This window comes from Microcoleus sp. AT8-B5, assembly GCF_036705565.1.
GTDB lineage: Bacteria > Cyanobacteriota > Cyanobacteriia > Cyanobacteriales > Microcoleaceae > Microcoleus.
Genome location: NZ_JAUBUY010000008.1, coordinates 62,679 through 79,076, shown reverse-complemented (window position 1 = coordinate 79,076; position 16,398 = coordinate 62,679). Strand labels below are relative to the sequence as shown.

Genomic DNA, 16,398 nt, shown 5'->3' with positions numbered 1-16,398 from the left:
GATTGTCGGACTATCGGACTATCGGATTGTCGGACTGTCGGATTGTCGGACTGTCGGACTGTCGGATTGTCGGACTGTCGGACTATCGGACTACCGATTTAACGTGTTTGTTGACACCAATAGGCATTGCCGTGTCCCTACAAGGGCTATGTACTTACTTACCAGCAAAAGTGCTGTATCATTTCCACTCGCCCTGAAGGGTAAAAGCCGCCCAATAATAGGGAGATTTCCATTTTTCCTCCTGCATCATTTCAATCTGCGCCGCCCTCAAAGCTGCCGCCGGCGCTAACTTTTGTTGCACCATTTTTTGATAAAACTTTTGCATTAACACAGAAGTTCCTTCATCATCCACATTCCACAAACTCACCGCCACCCGCTGCGCCCCCGCATACATAAAACCCCTTGTTAATCCCACCATTCCTTCGCCTCTAACATTCTGTCCCATGCCCGATTGACAAGCACTTAAAACTACTAAATTTGCCGCCAGTTTCAAGTTGAAAATATCCGTGAGGCGCAAAAAACCATTGACAAGATTGCCCTTGTCATCTACCATCGACATCACAATTCCTGACAGTTCGGGATTTTGGCTGTTGGCAAGGCCGTGGGTGGCGAAGTGAACGATTTGATAATTAGCTAAACTGCCGTCGGTAGCAGTAGTGCGGCTGGCATCAAAATCAATCTTTTGAGTGCTAGAAGCTGAGGGAAATAAGCTGGATATCGTTTGGGCTTCTTGGCGGGTAAATGCGAGGCGTTCGGGTGGCCATTGCCGATTAGAAGCACGAAGCGATTGATTTAAACCGAGGTTATTTGCTTCTAATTTTTCTGTTGTTGCTTGGGTAATTTTTCCTTTAATTCTTTCATCCTCTGGACTGAAAACAGGATCTGCTAAAATTGCTAAATTTCGGCTTGGTGGTTTTCTATCTCCGTAATTTTGCCTGAGAATGGCGAGAGTTGAGGCAGAAGGCAGAGTGATAATTTCATGTTCGACTATTAAGGGAACATTGGTATTTTGTCCGGCGGTTTGGGAAATATTTAAAGCTTGAAAAGGGGTATAATGCAACACGCCGTCGGGAACAATTAATAAGCGTTTGTTTCCTAATTGGGCTGCTGCGGGCTGTAAAATCACTTGACCTAGATTGGCACTCGCTTGGGCAACTTGTTGGGGAATATCTCTCTGGATTGGGCTAGTTATTGTCTCTAGGAAGTTCTTAGCTGCTGTTTCAATATCTGCGCGTTTTGGTAATTCATAGCTGGTTACTCCTGTTGATGTCACAACCCACAAATAACTGCGGTCTTTGCCGAGGGAATATTGCAATAAAATCGTGTTTTCATCGAGAATCTGTTTCTGAATTTCTGGTAGCGTTAAAGGTTGGGGTTGGGTGAGGGCAGCGTAGCGGGGGCTGGCGGTACGAATCTTGGTTTGAACTTCCTGATATTGTTGCAAAAGTGCGAGGCGCTGTTTGTCGATTTCATCGATTTTAGTTGCGTTGGGGTTGGGGCTGCTGATTGTTTCGATGCGCTGTTTTTCAATGTCATCGAGTTGCTGTTGCACGCTCTTTTCTTGTTGCAGTAAATCGGGGGAAATACCTTCGCGAATGTTGGCGTTACTTTCTTGGAGGAGTTCGAGGAGACTGCGGGCCCTCGAACGTTCGCTGGCTTCTAAGGCTTTTGTATCATAACCGGATTTAGGATTAGTTTTATGCAGTTGCATTAACAAATCGATGTAGAATTCGTAGTGGTTCTGTACTGTGGCAAAGTATGAGCTGCGGAGTTCTGGGCTGGCTATTTTGGTGCGGAGGTTTTCGATGATTTTGAGAGAGGATTCAATGTTAGTGAGCGCTTCAGTGAGATTGCCTTGAGCGCGTTTGGCATAGGCAATACCATAGAGGGTGGTAGCTTCCCCACGGCGATCGCCGGTTGCCCGAAATAGGGGAAGCGACTGGCTGTAATACTCTAGCGCTTTCTGTTTTTCTCCCAAATCTGAGTAGACTCTGCCGATGTTGTGGAGGGTGGTAGCTTCCCCACGGCGATCGCCTGTTGCCCGTCTCAGGGGAAGCGACTGGCTGTAATACTCTAGCGCTTTCTGTTTTTCTCCCAATGCTGAGTAGACACTGCCGATGTTGTTGAGGGTGGTAGCTTCTCCGCCGCGATAGCCGGTTGCCTGAAATAGGGGAAGCGACTGGCTGTAATACTCTAGCGCTTTTTGTTTTTCTCCCAAACCTGAGTAGACTAAGCCGATGTTGTTGAGGGTGCTAGCTTCCCCGCTGCGATCGCCTACTGCCCGTCTCAGGGGAAGCGACTGGCTGTAATACTCTAGCGCTTTCTGTTTTTCTCCCAATTCTGAGTAGACACTGCCGATGCTGGTGAGGGTGACAGCTTCCCCACCGCGATCGCCGGTTGCCTGAAATAAGGGAAGCGACTGGCTGTAATACTCTAGCGCTTTTTGTTTTTCTCCCAAACCTGAGTAGACAGTGGCGATATTGGTGAGGGTAACAGCTTCCCCACGGCGATCGCCTACTGCCCGTCTCAGGGGAAGCGACTGGCTGAAATACTCTAGCGCTTTCTGTTTTTCTCCCAATTCTGAGTAGACACTGCCGATGTTGTTGAGGGTGATAGCTTCCCCACCACGATCGCCTGTTGCCCGACTCAGGGGAAGCGACTGGCTGTAATACTCTAGCGCTTTTTGTTTTTCTCCCAAACCTGAGTAGACTAAGCCGATGTTGCTGAAGGTGACAGCTTCCCGGCGGCGATCGCCCGCTTCTCTATACAGCTTTAAGGCTTCTTCCAACTTGACGATCGTACCTCTTTTTGCTTCCGCTGTTCCTTGATTGTAGAGTTGTGCTGCTTCTTTTAAAGCTTTTTCAGCCGCCTCGCTACTGTTAGTTTGTGCTGTTTGTACGACTTTACCAACGGGCACGGCTGCTGCCACTGGCTGACTTAGCTGAAGCGAAAGCGCGATCGACATACCAGCCAAAAACCATTGAGTGCGATCGAACATAGCCACCCCTTTTGTATTTTTGTCAATTTTAGTCGCTAGGCTGCTTAGTGTTAAGGCAGGAAGAAGTCAGGGCGATCGGCATTTTTGCTAGAGTTAACGAGTAGTGCGATTCCCTGCGGGATCGCTACGCGGCGCGTACTGTTTCCCAGCATGAACAACATCCTAACTACCCCCGATCCCGTAACAACCCACTGGGATTGCCCCGAATGCGGCGGCACCGGTACCCTTAGCCCAGAAATTTGCCCTGTTTGTCTCGGAGCAAAATACATCGATCTCGCCACAATAACGAACTGGATGCTCGATTTTATGGAATCTCGCGGCTGCGATCGAGCTGAGATCGATCGATTGCGAACCGAAAACCCAGACCCGCTAACATTAACTTTTTGCCTCGAAGTTTGTATCGCCCTTAAATAAACAATTTACCAATTACCAATTACCAATATTCAGTGTCCCTTAACCGGATGTTGACCGTAAAAAGGCAAAGCATCCGACCAATCAGGACGACTTCCCATTTGCCACTCCAAATAAGCCAATTCCAACACGCTAGAAACCGACCAACCCAACTCGCTACCAACTTCAATCAACTGATAAGATTTTTCCCAACTTTCCAACTTTTCCTGCCAGGATTCCGCCGTCATCACAGTATCAGGAAACAACTCAGTTAAACCTGAATCTTTGTTAATTGAATAAACAGCGCCAAACAATTGTCCCCGCTGTGCAGGCATTTGCACCGCGATATCATCTCTCAAAAGCCCCCCCTTAGCAAGGGGGGGTTGGGGGGGTTCGGTATTCAAAAGCCCCCCCTTAGCAAGGGGGGATTCTGCACTCAAAAGCCCCCCCTTAGCAAGGGGGGGTTGGGGGGGTTCCGCCCAAGCCACAGCGGCCAAAGTTGAAACCGCAAAAACAGGAATATCCAACTGTTGAGCCAAAGTCCGCGCCGTCACCATACCCATCCGAGTCCCCGTGAAACCTCCGGGCCCCTTCGCCACTGCAATAAAAGCCAAATCCGCCCAAGTTTGCGGCCCAATAAACTCGACTAAATACTGATGCAAATGAGTCGCTAAATCCCGATCCAAATTCCAAGTTTTGCAGCGAGAATCCCCGGCAAAATTGCTGATGGCTAAACCGAGTTCCCGACTAGCTGTGTGCAGGGCTAAGCCGTATTTTTTAACTGATGTTCCGTCTTGGGGATTGCTATTCACGATTACTGATAATTTTCCTTAACAAAAAACAGAGGCAGAGCCACAACTAAGCAACCCAAAAGAATGCCAAATATTCCCGTATTTAAAATCCTAGAATTACCCATTCCTCCAGTCATCAAAAACAGCACTACTAAACTTGCAAATAAATTTTTATTGGCAAATTCTTTGTTTTGGGAAACTTGATGTTTCACCGTCATAAAACCCGAAGAAACTATTAGCGCAAACCACGAATTAAAAATGACTATTTGAGAGCCAAAGATAAACCAAACTAACGCAAACATTAGCGCATCTATCCAAAAATCCTGAGTTTTCAACTTCGGCAGCCAAAATTCTTGGGTAGTAACAGAGGCGATTTTCTTGAGTAATTGATTGTGTTGCAGCCGCAACAGTTTGTTTCTCAATTTAATCTTGGGATCGATTTGCAATATTTGCTTCCACTCCGGGCGGCGAGAATTGTTGACTCTTCCCAACAGCTTCACGGCTGCGACTTTATTTAACTGCAAATCGGTGAGTCTGGTGGCAATTATTTGAGATAAGTGCGGATAGTAAACGGGGTTGTCTTCGGTTCTGTTGATGACGATAGTGAGCTGTTGCTTGGCTTGACTGACTTGGATTGTAACATTGTAGGGGGCGAGATCCTCTTGCAAAGCTTGCTGAATTTCGGCTTTCTGTTGGCGAGTGAAAAGCGACACACCGGGCGCAGGTGTAAGCACCCGTTCTGCAGGCGTTTCCGGCGCGTCTAGCACCGGCGGTGCGTCTAAATACACCGGTTTGGGGTTCAAGTGCCGGATGACTGCTGATGCTGAACTGTAGCGCCGATTGGTGGCACTTTGAAGCATTGTGTCGAGGATGCGGCCGAAATCATCGCTAACAGCAGTCTTCAAATAATTTCGCCAAGCCCAAGAATCCTCTGTGCTGTCGAACAAGTCGAAGGGAGGAATTTCAGTCAGCAAGTGAATGCAGGTAACGCCCAAACTGTAGATATCGCTGGCAAAAACTGCTTTCCCCATCAATTGTTCTGGGGCTGTATAAGCGGCACTGCCGATGATTGTACCTGTTTGCGGCAACCCGGTTGCTGTTACTTTCTTAGCTGCACCAAAGTCTACTAAAACAATATCTTTTTGGAAAGGAGAGGGCTGATAGGAATTTTCTAAGGCGGGTAAAGGAGTTGGAGTTAGTCGGCGGCGAATGATATTTTCGGGTTTGATATCGCGGTGAATAACTTTGGATTTGTGGACGAAGTGGAGCACTGGCAATAAATCGTTGAGGATTTGCCGAATTTGAGTTTCGGTGAATGCTCCTTTTTGTTCTAATTCTCTGGCTAGGTTTTTGCCGTCTATAAATTCTTGTACTAAATACTGTCTCCCGTCTTGTTCAAAATGCGCGATTAATTCGGGAATCTGGGGATGTTTTCCCAAGGTTTGTAGCTGGGCTGCTTCTTGGTGAAATAGTTGAGCGGCTTTTTCGGCTGCGGTATTTTGCTGCAAAAATTGCTTGATTACGCACTGCGAAAAAATCAGGGGTTTGGTTTCATCAACTGCTAGAAAGGTTCGGCCAAAGCCTCCTTGCCCGATCGGCTTTATGGTTCGGTAGCGAGATGCGGAGGGTGTTTCTGCGTCAATAGTCAACAACAATTTTGATCCACAACTTTTGCACAATTCTGCATCCCCTGGGTTTTGCGGATTCTGACAAGTTGGGTTTAAGCAATAGCACATTGGATTTTAGATTTTAGATTTTAGATTTTAGATTGGTAATTGAAAATGGGGAATTGGGCATCGGGCATTGCGAATTGGGAATTGGTTATTGGTTGTTATCGCCAACCACTCACAAAAAACCTATAAAAAACAACAAATAGCAACCAACAACCAACAAATAACTAATGACTACTGACTACTGACTAATGACTACTGACTAATGACTACTGACTAATGACTTCTTCCTTAAGTTGGTACGAGTTCGCCTGGCCGCAATGAGGCCCATTTGCCGGTCTCTTGCTTGAAACTCTGACACCCAACTACATCCCATTCCATTTCAATTTCGTCTTGGCGGGGGCGGATGTTGACGTTGATGGTGGGTTCTACGGGGTCGAAATCGGGTGTTTCGGTGAGGTGAAGCTGTTCGTGCTGTTCTTCTACGGCGTGGTAGGTGAAGCAGCGGTCTACATAGTGGCAGTTAATACAAATACACATTCTTGATATCCTCTGTGCATTTCAAAAAGATTGGTGAAATTTGAGCTTTCTGTTAATCTAGCGTAGCAAGAGTTTAATTGTTTGTAAGGAAAGTAGATTTTTGTTGCGATGCCGATTAATTTGCCCTCTTCATTATCTCCTGATTCTTGGCCGTTTGATTTGGAACTGCTGACACCGCCTGCTTATTTGGTGGGCGGTGCGGTGCGGGATGCGCTGCTGGGGAGGCGATCGCACTATTTTGATTTGGATTTCGTTATGCTAACACGGGCCGTGAAGACTGCTCAAAAAATTGCCGATCGCACGAAAGGTGGATTTGTCTTGTTGGATGCGGAACGGCAAATTGCGCGGGTTGTATTTGCGGGCGGTACGGTGGATTTGGCGCAGGCGGAAGGGGGGAGTCTGGAGGGGGATTTGCTGCGCCGGGATTTTCGGATAAATGCGATCGCCTGCAATCCTTTTACAGGAGAAATCATCGATCCTTTGGACGGTCAAACTGATTTGCGGTTGGGTGTGCTGCGGATGATTTCGCGGTCAAATTTGGAGGACGATCCGCTAAGGTTATTAAGAGCTTACCGCCAAGCGGCGCAGTTGGGTTTTGCGATCGAAGCTGAAACTCAATCGGCGATTCGGGAATTGGCGCCGCTGTTGAGTCGGGTAGCCGTGGAACGGGTGCGGACGGAATTAGGTTATTTGTTGAGCAATCCTGACGGTGTTCCTTGGATTTGTCGCGGTTGCGAAGATGGTTTGTTTTCGATTTGGTTTGAAAGTGCGATCGACCGTTTTGATATTTTGACAAAAATTGATGCGTCTGCTGACCAATTAGCGGCAATTTACCCGGAATTAGGGAAGGAATTCGGGCGTCAGATTCGAGATACGATTAAAACGCCGTTGTTGGCGGTTGCGAAGTTGGCTATTTTGGCAGATTCTGATCCGACAATTGCTGAAACGCAGTTGCTGCGGTTGAAGTACAGCAATGCGGAGATTAAAAGTGCGATCGGGCTTTTGAAATACTTACCACAATTGCCAGCAAAACCTATCGCGGAAATGTCTTTGAGAGAACAGTATTTTTTGTTTCGGGATGTGGGAATAGTATTTCCAGTTTTAGCAGTTTTGGCGGTGGCGACGGGAGTTGCTGTTGAGGAGATTTCACTGTTAATTAATCGCTATCTGGATGCTGATGATATTATTGCTCATGCCACACAATTAGTTAGCGGCAATGATTTAATGGAATATTTGAAATTGCCCAGAAGTCCGCGCATCGGTCAATTGTTGATGGACATTCAATTAGCGCGAGTGGAGGGGAGAATTGCGACTCGCGAAGATGCACTGAAATTGGCGGCAGAGTTGGTGAATCAGTAAGTTTAAATTGATATATTTCATAAATTAGAACGGGCAAGATGCCCGTTCCACAAAATTCAACTTTCCCGTGGGGTGGGCTTCTAGCCCGCCCTAAAAAGTTAGTTTACAATGCTAAAAAATCAGAATCTTAAACAACATCCCTTAATTCTTCCGGCAATTCAAACTTGCCATCTGCACCCGGTTCAAACTCAACAACTTTCAACACAGCATCAACATTCAGCGGCCCGTAAATGTGCGGGTAATTCTCACCCGCCGCCAATTCATACTTAAGTTCAGCTTGCACTTTGTCCGAGTCAATCCAAAGCAGCAGCAATCCTGTTTGTCCCACAAAAAATTTATTAGCAGATTTAAGAACTTGTGGCAGAGTCGAACAGTGGATAAATCCTTCAGTATCTAGCGTATCGCCGCGATAGGATTGAACTTGTTTTGCTTCTTCCCACTGTTGGCTGCGGGTGATGTGAAAAATAACGCTCATAATTGAATAAGTTCTAGGTTTAATGGAGAATTGGCAGCAAAATTTGAGAGGGACAATTCCCGCCACAACTTACTGTCAGCGTGATAATTTTAGCATCGATCGCCCGCGCTTCACCGTCCGGCGCGCCCGTTCCCGGATTCACGTCGTAAGCGGGAAAGCAAGCCGCACTCAAACTCAGACGCAACGCATTACCTTTGGCAATTTGCATACAAGTTGCTTGCAGTACAATTCTTACAGGTGTTTCACCTGAATTTACCCGGACGTAACCTTGAGTAAAATTGTAGACGTTGCCGCTATCTTTGACCTCAGAAAGTATCGCACACAAATCAAAACTCGGCGCATCTGCGGTACAAAATACTTCGACAATTATATCTCCAGCTAAGTGCAAATCTGCTGTTAGCGGTGCCGAAGTGTATGTTAACACATCGGTGCGGCAGTCAATAGTCGATCGCTCGATCGCACCGGCAGGAAATGCAGCGTGACCTCCCAAGGATGGCACCGGTCGCCAAGGGTCATGTACGAATATATCATCAGTGCAAACATCCGCGCAACTATCTGTTAAAATACCAGCATCTTCTCTCATCGCGGCAAGTCCGGTACTTGCTAAAAAATAAGATTTATGATTATTATTAGGCCATTTATCAAATTTCCGCCAATCATTCCTCCCCATCTCAAATAGTGAAATTTGCCACTCGTCTAATATTCCTGTATCAACTCCTTTGAGGAATTGATCGAACCAGCGAATTTGCAACTCATCCACAGGATTTGAAGCTGCCAAACCATAATCCAACTCTCCCACTTTTCGCCCCCAAGGTAAATGCGCCCAAGGGCCAATTATCAAATGCTGCGGACAGGAACTCCGGCTCGCCATTTCCTTGTAAATATGGATTGTTCCTCGCAAATAATTATCAAACCAACCGCCAACGTGCAGCATTGGCAAGTCTAAATCTTTGATGTTTGGCGATAACTTTTCCCAATACTCGCTCGGTCGATAATTATCCAACCAATCATGATAATATGAGTCGGGTGCGAGATTTTTAATAATGTCAGGACGCGCGGGCACGGTATCGTATAGCGGGAGATTTCTCGAAGCTGCATAAAAGGCTTGATAGGCAGAAATATCGGCTTTTAAGCGAGCGGTTTCTGCCGCTAGCTGAATTGCCCAGCCGAGATTTGATTGCAGGCAAAATGCGCCGCCTTCATAGGCCCAATCTGCGTATAAATTGCCGCCTACCATTGCCGGACAAATTGTGATTAATGCGCTTGGTTTAGCAGCCGCCGCGTAGAGTTGAGTCATGCCTTGGTAGGAAAAACCGTACATTCCGACTTTGCCGTTACTTCCCGGCAAATTAGCTGCCCAATTGACGCTATCAAAACCGTCTTGTGTTTCGCTAACAAAGGGGTTAAATTTGCCTTCGGAAGTGCCGCGTCCCCGCACGTCTTGGATGACAACGATGTAGCCGTGTTTGGCGTACCATGCGGGATGGGAATATACTACTGTAGAGGCGATCGCCCTTCCGTAAGGTTGCCGCATTAATAATACTGGAAATTCGCCCTCCGCATCGGGGCGGTAGATGTCAGCATCTAAACGAACCCCATCTTTAGTTAGCATTGACGCTGTTTCTTTCGGACGAAGTTTCAGCATAAATCCTACAAAACATCAAATAAAAAAGTTCTGATAAAGGACTGAGATCCTTACTACAAACCTGATAATTGTTCGTAGGGACACGGCACTGCCCATTGGTGTCCAATTAACGTACAACCCATATTCCGGCAGGGGTTGAAACCCCTGCCTCAAAGCTAAAGTCCTCTAAAGAGGACTAAGAAAAACACTTTTCAACTCATTAGTCCTCTTTAGAGGACTTTAGCTATTAGACAGGGACTTCAGTCCCTGGCGGAATGGCGGGTGCGCGGGAGGACTGGCGGACTGATAGCTTAAGTTGACACGCTTTGGGCAATGCCGTGTCCTGTATTTCATCCAATTAAAAACTGCTATACTACAAACCTAGCAGGATACGAGTACATCCGATCGCCCAAGAACTCTCATATCTTCCTCATCGAGTTCGACTGGTGTACCGCTGCGAATTAGTTCCACAAAATCTTCATTCGGCACCATAATGCACAAAGTGTACAAACGTTCACTCCCCGTATTCTCAATTACGTGAGTCCCCGTTGGAGGCACTAACAAACTATCTCCCGGTTGAATACTAACTGTTTTGCCGTCGCAGGTTGCTTGCCCGGTTCCTTTGAGTACAAAAAACATTTCTACTGCGAATTGATGGCGGTTGGGAGGAGTTTTGCCGCCCGCATCGAAAATCTCCACGCAAACTGTTAATGAAACATTAGCTATTACCGGATCGAAGACGATCGCTAATCTATTAGTATCGCCCGGACTGATGCGAAATGCTTGGTAGTCTTTCGGAGACTTTATAACAGGAATCACGCACTGGTTTGTCATTTTTTTGTGCTTAATTGTTAATTATCGTAGGGGCGGTGCCCCCGTGCCCGCCCAGCCCCGTGCCCCCCCCAGCCCCGTACCCGCCTACTCAGTTTCTTAATCAAGAGGGGCAACCACGGGGGATTGCCCCTACACTCATTCTAGGAATCATTGCTGACTACTATTTAATTGCTTCTAACATAGCCTGAGAATCCGACAAAAAACCAAAACATTGCTTAACGTTATACAGAGTAGCTTGCCAGCAATACTCTGGAGATGTCGTAGCTGTACAATCTTTGACTAAAATACAGTCGTAACCGAGGAAATTAGCATCTTGCAGGGTAGCCATGACGCACTGATCGGCGTTTACTCCTCCAAAGAAAAGTGTAGTTCTGCCGAGGTTCCGCAAGATACTATCTAAAGGAGTATCCCAAAAGCCACTCATCCGATATTTATCAACACAAATATCCTCCGGTTTGGGTTTTAATTCATCGACAACCTGCGCCGCCCAACTCCCTGCCATCAGTACAGGTGCGTTGTTTTTTGGCAGCGGATCTCCCAAACCTACGCCGGATCCTGTGGGATTGTAAACGTGACGGGAAGCTGCACTAATATTGAGCAAATCGGGGCGGTTTCCCCAGTTTATCCAAATAATTGGTACTGCGTGCGATCGCAATTTTGGCAGCAAATTTTTTAAAGGATTAATTGGAGTTCGGGCGGGCGTTACATCTACGCCAATATGTGCTAGCCAACCGTCGGGATGACAGAAATCGTTTTGCATATCTATCACCAACATCGCTGCTTTTGCTAAGTCTAAACGCAGGGTTTTAGTTTCTGTTTCCAGGGTAACAGGTGCAGGCGCGATCGGCGATCGGGTGATATCGGCAATTTTGGCATCAACTTTCCAAGCATTCGGCGGTACGCCCAAGGTGCGGAGAGAATCAGGATTCATATTGATTTTGACTCAAAAACAATTTCAATCTTATAACTATTTGATTGTCACTAACTTGTCATATCTTAAATCTTGGTTATAATTAAGTATCCGGGGTAACTTTTTGAGAAAGTTTAGGATTTATTAACTTTATTCTCGTTGGGCGATCGCCAATGTTAGCGCCAGGGAATCATACAATAAAAATCAATGTAAATTTACAAAAAGGGTAAATCTATGAGCTTGACAATTCAAAATACTTTAATTCCGGTTGATAGCGGTTATGAAACCGCAGATGTGCAAGTGGTGGATAATTGCATAAGTGCGATCGCGCCCAATAACTCCACCTCTAATTCCCCCCCTTACCAAGGGGGGGATAGGGGGGGTCAAACAGTTATTAACGGCAAAAATAAGCTGCTGCTGCCCGGTTTTGTCAACGCGCACACTCACTCTTCAGAAATGTGGCAACGAGGCATCATTCCGCCTTTGCCCCTAGAGTTGTGGATTGCCGAATTATACGATTTTACACCTCTCGATCCCGAACAAGTTTATTTGAGCGCCTTGGGAACTGCGGTAGAAACTTTGCTGTCGGGCGGTACAAGCGTAGTCGATCATTTAGTTTTGATTCCGGGGCAAGAATTAGAGACGATCGCCGCCGCAGTTCGCGCTTATCAAGAAATCGGTATCCGCGCTTTTATCGGGCCGTTAATTCAAGATGAATCCCTGACGGCGGGAATGCCTGCGGGCGATAGCGGTATCGAACACGCGGCTTACATTCGATCGACTAAGGCCACTTTGGAATTAATGGAAACAGCCATAAAACAGTTTCACAATCCCGAAAAAGGTGTTAATATATTATTGGCGCCGACGGGAATTCAACTGTGTTCCGATGCTTTGTTTGAAGGCTGCATCGATTTGAGCGATCGCTACAATCTTTGTCGGCACGCCCACCTCTTGGAAACCCCCGCTCAAAAACAGTTAGCTTACGAAAAATACGGCTGTAGCGCTGTCGAACACCTGCAAAGAATTGGTTATTTGAGTCCCCGAACTTCTTTAGCGCACTGCGTTTGGCTGGACGATTCCGACATTGCAATTATGGCAGAAACGGGAGCGACTGTTGTACACAATCCCCTCAGTAACTTGCGGCTAGGAAGCGGGATTGCACCGATTTTGAAATACCGTCAAGCGGGAGTCAACGTATCTTTTGGCTGCGACGGCGCTGCTAGCAATGACTCTCAAGATTTGCTGGAAGCGATTAAAATTGGTTCAATTTTGCACAATATCACGGATTTGGATTACCGCCAATGGATTACACCGCGCCAGTCTGTAGAAATGGCATCCCTGGGAGGAGCAAAAGGCTTGAATCTCGCCGATGAAATGGGTTCGCTGACAGTGGGTAAAAAAGCAGATTTTGTGCTGTATGATTTAACCAGTTTATCATTGCTGCCGCGCACCGACCCGATTGGCTTGCTAATTTTGGGGCGCCCGACTAATGCGGTAGACAGCGTTTGGGTAAACGGCAAGCAAATTGTCGCCGAAGGTAAGGTGAAAACGATCGATGTTGATGCTTTGAGGCGGGAATTATTCGATCGCAGCGAGTGGACGAGCAAGCGTCAATCGCAAACGGTGAGCGAGATTGAAGCGCACTATCGGCAAGTGATGAAACTGCAAGGTTATTCTTAGTAGGGTAAAACTGAGATGTTGCACCATTGTCAGCAACAGGCTTTCCGGCCTGTTCCACAAAAGATAAATTTTCTTGTGGAACAGGCATCTTACCTGTTCATAAAAGGATTATTGAGAATGGTGCAAGATGTGAGGTAAAACTGAGATATTGCATCATTTTGAATAAGCTTTTTAAGGGCCGGCGAGGAGCAACGGCCCACAAGAAAAAAATTCACTCTTGTGGAACAGGCCGGAAAGCCTGTTGCTGAGAATGGTGCTCTTGAGTGAGGTAAAATAGAACTCTCACAATAATCATATTTGCGACAAATTGATGATTAAACTGCACAAATGGCAGCGGATACTGGCTTTAATAGTTGTTTTTACGATCGCCCTTACCTCCTCCGCGATTTTATCTCCGCGTCTTTTGGCTCAAACCCCGCCCAAAGCCCCAACAACCGAATTGCGCGGCGTCTGGCTGACGAACATTGACAGCGACGTTATTTTCTCCCGCAACAACATCATTGACGCTGTAAATCGACTGGATCAACTCAATTTTAATACCATCTATCCCACGGTGTGGCAAGGAGGCTATACGCTTTATCCCAGCGATGCAGCCCAACGAGTATTCGGACAGTCGATCGACCCCTCGCCCGGATTGAAAGACCGAGACATCCTCAAAGAAATTATAGCACAATCCCGCCAAAAAGGTATAGCAGTAATCCCCTGGTTTGAGTTTGGTTTCATGGCTCCCGCCGAATCGGAATTAGCCACACTTCACCCCGACTGGCTGGCGCAGCGGCGCGACGGTTCAACTATTTGGAAAGAAGGCAAACACGATCGAGTTTGGCTGAATCCCTTTCATCCCGAAGTCCAGCAATTCATCTCAGATTTAATTCTAGAAATTGTCGATAATTATGATATAGATGGCATTCAATTTGACGACCATTTCGGCTTGCCCGTAGAATTTGGCTACGAGCCGTTAACCGTGTCAATGTATCAGCAACAAATCAAAAGTCCTCCCTCCAACGACCCCCGCGAAACCTTCTGGGTGCGCTGGCGCGCTGACAAAATCAACGACTTCGTGGGACGAGTTTCCCGCGACATCAAATCCCGCAAAGAAAAATGTATTGTCAGCTTATCTCCCAACCCTTTTCACTTTTCTTTACCCGCCCACTTGCAGGACTGGTTTACCTGGGAAAGACGCGGCTACATCGACGAAATTGTGTTGCAGGTTTATCGCAGCGATATCAAGCGTTTTAGTGCCGAACTGGAACGGGAAGAAGTTAAACTGGCTAAACTTAATATTCCAACTGCGATCGGCATTTTAACAGGTCTTAAAAATAATTCTGTTCCCCTCAAACAAATTCAAGAACAAGTGCAAGAAGTGCGAAAAAGAGATTTCGCTGGCGTGTCGTTCTTTTTCTACGAAAGTTTGTCGAATTGGGCGAAGGAAACCCCGGAACAGCGCAATTCTGCCTTGCAAGAATTCTTTCCCACAAAGATGCAGCGCCCGCCCTCAGAAGCCAGAATTTGAAACCCACGGTTAAAATGAGAAAAAGCATACAGCGCTTAGGAATTGTCATCTTATCTTTAAGCGCTTTCCTAACAATTGGCTATCTCACTCCCACAAAGTGGGGAAATTACTCGCAAGCAGATTGCACCATGTCTCTATACGTTTCCAGCCAAGGCATTCACACCGAAATCATTGTTCCAGTTAAAAATAAATATTTTGACTGGAATCAATTTTTACCGCTAATAGAAATAGGGCGGGAGGCGAATTCTGATTATAAATATTTGTCTTTTGGCTGGGGAGATCGAGCTTTTATGTTGGAAACTCCCACATCAGCAAGTATCAACCCAGTTACAGCTTTCAAAGCTCTATTTCTCCCTACTCCGTCTACCCTACACGTTCAAACTTATCGGGTTTTCCCCCAAAGTATAGAAACCAAATGTGTGAAAATTAGCGGCAAAAGTTATCTTAAACTGGTAAAAGTTATTAAAAATTCATTCCAATTAGACGCAGCCGGTAATAAAATTAAAATTAGCTACGGCTACGACAACAGCGATAGTTTTTATGAAGCAAAAGGCAGTTACTCTATTTGGAAAACTTGCAATGACTGGACGGCAGAAGCTTTGGAAAAAGCCGATGTCAATACTCCTTTATGGTCAACGCTTTCTTCGGCGATTATGTTTCATTTAAATAGCGGCTGCGAATGTCAAAGATAAATGGTATTAACGAATGGTAATAATGTTTTACTTTAGCTTATAAAGTTTATAATGAATGATTATGTATGGGTGGGATGTTAAAGTTGCATTGTGTTTTTTAACTGGTATAATTAGCAATTTGAGCAAAAATCATGAATGTAATTCCAGCGATCGACTTATTGGATGGAAAATGCGTCAGATTATATCAGGGAGACTACGCGAAGTCTCAAACTTTTAACGACAACCCCGTCGAAGTCGCGAGACAGTGGGTAAGTGAAGGCGCGACAATGCTGCATTTAGTAGACCTCGACGGCGCCAAAGCCGGTCATCCAGTCAACCAAGCAGCCATTGAAGCGATCGTCCGATCAGTAGACGTTCCTTGTCAAGTAGGTGGCGGAATGCGCGATCGCGCCTCGGTTGCTGGTATCCTCAATTTAGGCGTCCGCCGCGTCATTCTCGGCACTGTCGCCGTCGAACAACCCCAATTAGTCGGCGAATTGTCCGCCGAATTTCCCGATCGAATTCTGGTTGGCATCGACGCCAGAAATGGTAAAGTTGCTACTAGAGGCTGGCTAGAAACTTCGGAAGTTTTAGCGACAGAATTGGCGCAAAAAATGGCCGAGTTAGGGGCGGCTGAAATTATTTACACCGACATTCACCGTGACGGTACTATGGAAGGGCCGAATTTGGACTCTTTACGCGAAATTGCTAACGCTATTTCGATTCCGGTGATTGCTTCCGGTGGCGTTAGTTCGATCGCCGATTTATTGAGTTTGCTGGCTTTGGAACCAATTGGTGTCAAAAGTGCGATCGTCGGTAGGGCAATTTATACCGGCGATATCTTGCTAAAAGAAGCAATTCAAGCAGTCGGACAAGGGCGGTGGCAGGATGTACCCCCAGATTTGGGTTCTTCAAGCTTTGCTTGATAATCATGTCGAGTTAA

14 protein-coding genes are annotated in these 16,398 nt (G+C 46.4%); 6 read left to right on the top strand and 8 right to left on the bottom strand.

Annotated features, from left to right (window positions below):
* Nucleotides 1-178 precede the first annotated feature (178 nt).
* Nucleotides 179-2,998 (bottom strand): CHAT domain-containing tetratricopeptide repeat protein, encoded by a 2,820-nt coding sequence (locus tag QUB39_RS07915; RefSeq protein ID WP_333359930.1) that lies wholly within the window; start codon nucleotides 2,996-2,998, stop codon nucleotides 179-181.
* Between the two features lie 84 nt (nucleotides 2,999-3,082).
* Between QUB39_RS07915 and QUB39_RS07910 the strand changes: the two genes are divergently transcribed.
* Nucleotides 3,083-3,412 (top strand): hypothetical protein, encoded by a 330-nt coding sequence (locus tag QUB39_RS07910; RefSeq protein WP_333055536.1) that lies wholly within the window; start codon nucleotides 3,083-3,085, stop codon nucleotides 3,410-3,412.
* A 29-nt stretch (nucleotides 3,413-3,441) separates the two neighbouring features.
* Here the strand turns inward: QUB39_RS07910 and tsaB are convergent, their stop codons facing one another.
* From tsaB to QUB39_RS07895, 3 genes are all read right to left on the bottom strand, one after another.
* Nucleotides 3,442-4,200, bottom strand: a complete 759-nt coding sequence (gene tsaB / locus QUB39_RS07905; RefSeq protein ID WP_333208061.1) for a tRNA (adenosine(37)-N6)-threonylcarbamoyltransferase complex dimerization subunit type 1 TsaB — start codon at nucleotides 4,198-4,200, stop codon at nucleotides 3,442-3,444.
* A gap of 2 nt (nucleotides 4,201-4,202) precedes the next feature.
* A complete protein-coding gene (locus tag QUB39_RS07900; RefSeq protein ID WP_333208060.1) occupies nucleotides 4,203-5,915 on the bottom strand; it encodes a serine/threonine-protein kinase in 1,713 nt (570 codons plus the stop codon).
* Nucleotides 5,916-6,140: 225 nt separating this feature from the next.
* Nucleotides 6,141-6,389, bottom strand: a complete 249-nt coding sequence (locus tag QUB39_RS07895) for a Ycf34 family protein (RefSeq protein WP_333055539.1) — start codon at nucleotides 6,387-6,389, stop codon at nucleotides 6,141-6,143.
* Nucleotides 6,390-6,497: 108 nt separating this feature from the next.
* Between QUB39_RS07895 and QUB39_RS07890 the strand changes: the two genes are divergently transcribed.
* The gene (locus QUB39_RS07890) at nucleotides 6,498-7,748 is read left to right on the top strand and encodes a CCA tRNA nucleotidyltransferase (RefSeq protein ID WP_333208058.1); all 1,251 of its coding nucleotides are present in this window, start codon (nucleotides 6,498-6,500) and stop codon (nucleotides 7,746-7,748) included.
* A 127-nt stretch (nucleotides 7,749-7,875) separates the two neighbouring features.
* On the opposite strand, the gene QUB39_RS07885 is transcribed toward QUB39_RS07890, so the two are convergent.
* The 4 genes from QUB39_RS07885 to QUB39_RS07870 all read right to left on the bottom strand — a co-directional run bounded on the left by QUB39_RS07885 (nucleotide 7,876) and on the right by QUB39_RS07870 (nucleotide 11,612).
* Nucleotides 7,876-8,223, bottom strand: coding sequence for a DUF952 domain-containing protein (locus tag QUB39_RS07885; protein ID WP_333055541.1), 348 nt, complete (start codon nucleotides 8,221-8,223; stop codon nucleotides 7,876-7,878).
* 19 nt (nucleotides 8,224-8,242) lie between these two features.
* A complete protein-coding gene (locus tag QUB39_RS07880; RefSeq protein WP_333208057.1) occupies nucleotides 8,243-9,868 on the bottom strand; it encodes a CocE/NonD family hydrolase in 1,626 nt (541 codons plus the stop codon).
* Nucleotides 9,869-10,228: 360 nt separating this feature from the next.
* Nucleotides 10,229-10,681, bottom strand: a complete 453-nt coding sequence (locus QUB39_RS07875) for a cupin domain-containing protein (protein ID WP_333055543.1) — start codon at nucleotides 10,679-10,681, stop codon at nucleotides 10,229-10,231.
* Nucleotides 10,682-10,841: 160 nt separating this feature from the next.
* On the bottom strand, nucleotides 10,842-11,612 hold the full coding sequence (locus QUB39_RS07870) for a cysteine hydrolase family protein (RefSeq protein WP_333055544.1): 771 nt from the start codon (nucleotides 11,610-11,612) through the stop codon (nucleotides 10,842-10,844).
* Between the two features lie 213 nt (nucleotides 11,613-11,825).
* Here QUB39_RS07870 and QUB39_RS07865 point away from each other — a divergent pair, with 213 nt between their 5' ends.
* From QUB39_RS07865 to hisA, 4 genes are all read left to right on the top strand, one after another.
* Nucleotides 11,826-13,271 carry an amidohydrolase gene (locus tag QUB39_RS07865; protein WP_333055545.1) on the top strand — a complete coding sequence of 482 codons (1,446 nt, stop codon included), beginning with the start codon at nucleotides 11,826-11,828 and terminating at the stop codon, nucleotides 13,269-13,271.
* 310 nt (nucleotides 13,272-13,581) lie between these two features.
* The gene (locus QUB39_RS07860) at nucleotides 13,582-14,784 is read left to right on the top strand and encodes a glycoside hydrolase family 10 protein (RefSeq protein WP_333055546.1); all 1,203 of its coding nucleotides are present in this window, start codon (nucleotides 13,582-13,584) and stop codon (nucleotides 14,782-14,784) included.
* 14 nt (nucleotides 14,785-14,798) lie between these two features.
* Nucleotides 14,799-15,476: a TIGR02117 family protein gene (locus QUB39_RS07855; protein WP_333485043.1), complete on the top strand. Its 678-nt coding sequence runs from the start codon at nucleotides 14,799-14,801 to the stop codon at nucleotides 15,474-15,476.
* Between the two features lie 131 nt (nucleotides 15,477-15,607).
* Nucleotides 15,608-16,381 (top strand): 1-(5-phosphoribosyl)-5-[(5-phosphoribosylamino)methylideneamino]imidazole-4-carboxamide isomerase, encoded by a 774-nt coding sequence (gene hisA, locus QUB39_RS07850; RefSeq protein ID WP_333055548.1) that lies wholly within the window; start codon nucleotides 15,608-15,610, stop codon nucleotides 16,379-16,381.
* Nucleotides 16,382-16,398 lie beyond the last annotated feature (17 nt).

What these genes read in the sequence shown, in the direction of transcription:
- QUB39_RS07915 (WP_333359930.1), bottom strand. Translation starts at nt 2,998, where the DNA reads ATGTTCGATCGCACTCAATGGTTTTTGGCTGGTATGTCGATCGCGCTT.
- QUB39_RS07900 (WP_333208060.1), bottom strand. Translation starts at nt 5,915, where the DNA reads ATGTGCTATTGCTTAAACCCAACTTGTCAGAATCCGCAAAACCCAGGG.
- QUB39_RS07895 (WP_333055539.1), bottom strand. Translation starts at nt 6,389, where the DNA reads ATGTGTATTTGTATTAACTGCCACTATGTAGACCGCTGCTTCACCTAC.
- QUB39_RS07890 (WP_333208058.1), top strand. Translation starts at nt 6,498, where the DNA reads ATGCCGATTAATTTGCCCTCTTCATTATCTCCTGATTCTTGGCCGTTT.
- QUB39_RS07885 (WP_333055541.1), bottom strand. Translation starts at nt 8,223, where the DNA reads ATGAGCGTTATTTTTCACATCACCCGCAGCCAACAGTGGGAAGAAGCA.
- QUB39_RS07880 (WP_333208057.1), bottom strand. Translation starts at nt 9,868, where the DNA reads ATGCTGAAACTTCGTCCGAAAGAAACAGCGTCAATGCTAACTAAAGAT.
- QUB39_RS07875 (WP_333055543.1), bottom strand. Translation starts at nt 10,681, where the DNA reads ATGACAAACCAGTGCGTGATTCCTGTTATAAAGTCTCCGAAAGACTAC.
- QUB39_RS07870 (WP_333055544.1), bottom strand. Translation starts at nt 11,612, where the DNA reads ATGAATCCTGATTCTCTCCGCACCTTGGGCGTACCGCCGAATGCTTGG.
- QUB39_RS07865 (WP_333055545.1), top strand. Translation starts at nt 11,826, where the DNA reads ATGAGCTTGACAATTCAAAATACTTTAATTCCGGTTGATAGCGGTTAT.
- QUB39_RS07860 (WP_333055546.1), top strand. Translation starts at nt 13,582, where the DNA reads ATGATTAAACTGCACAAATGGCAGCGGATACTGGCTTTAATAGTTGTT.
- QUB39_RS07855 (WP_333485043.1), top strand. Translation starts at nt 14,799, where the DNA reads ATGAGAAAAAGCATACAGCGCTTAGGAATTGTCATCTTATCTTTAAGC.
- hisA (WP_333055548.1), top strand. Translation starts at nt 15,608, where the DNA reads ATGAATGTAATTCCAGCGATCGACTTATTGGATGGAAAATGCGTCAGA.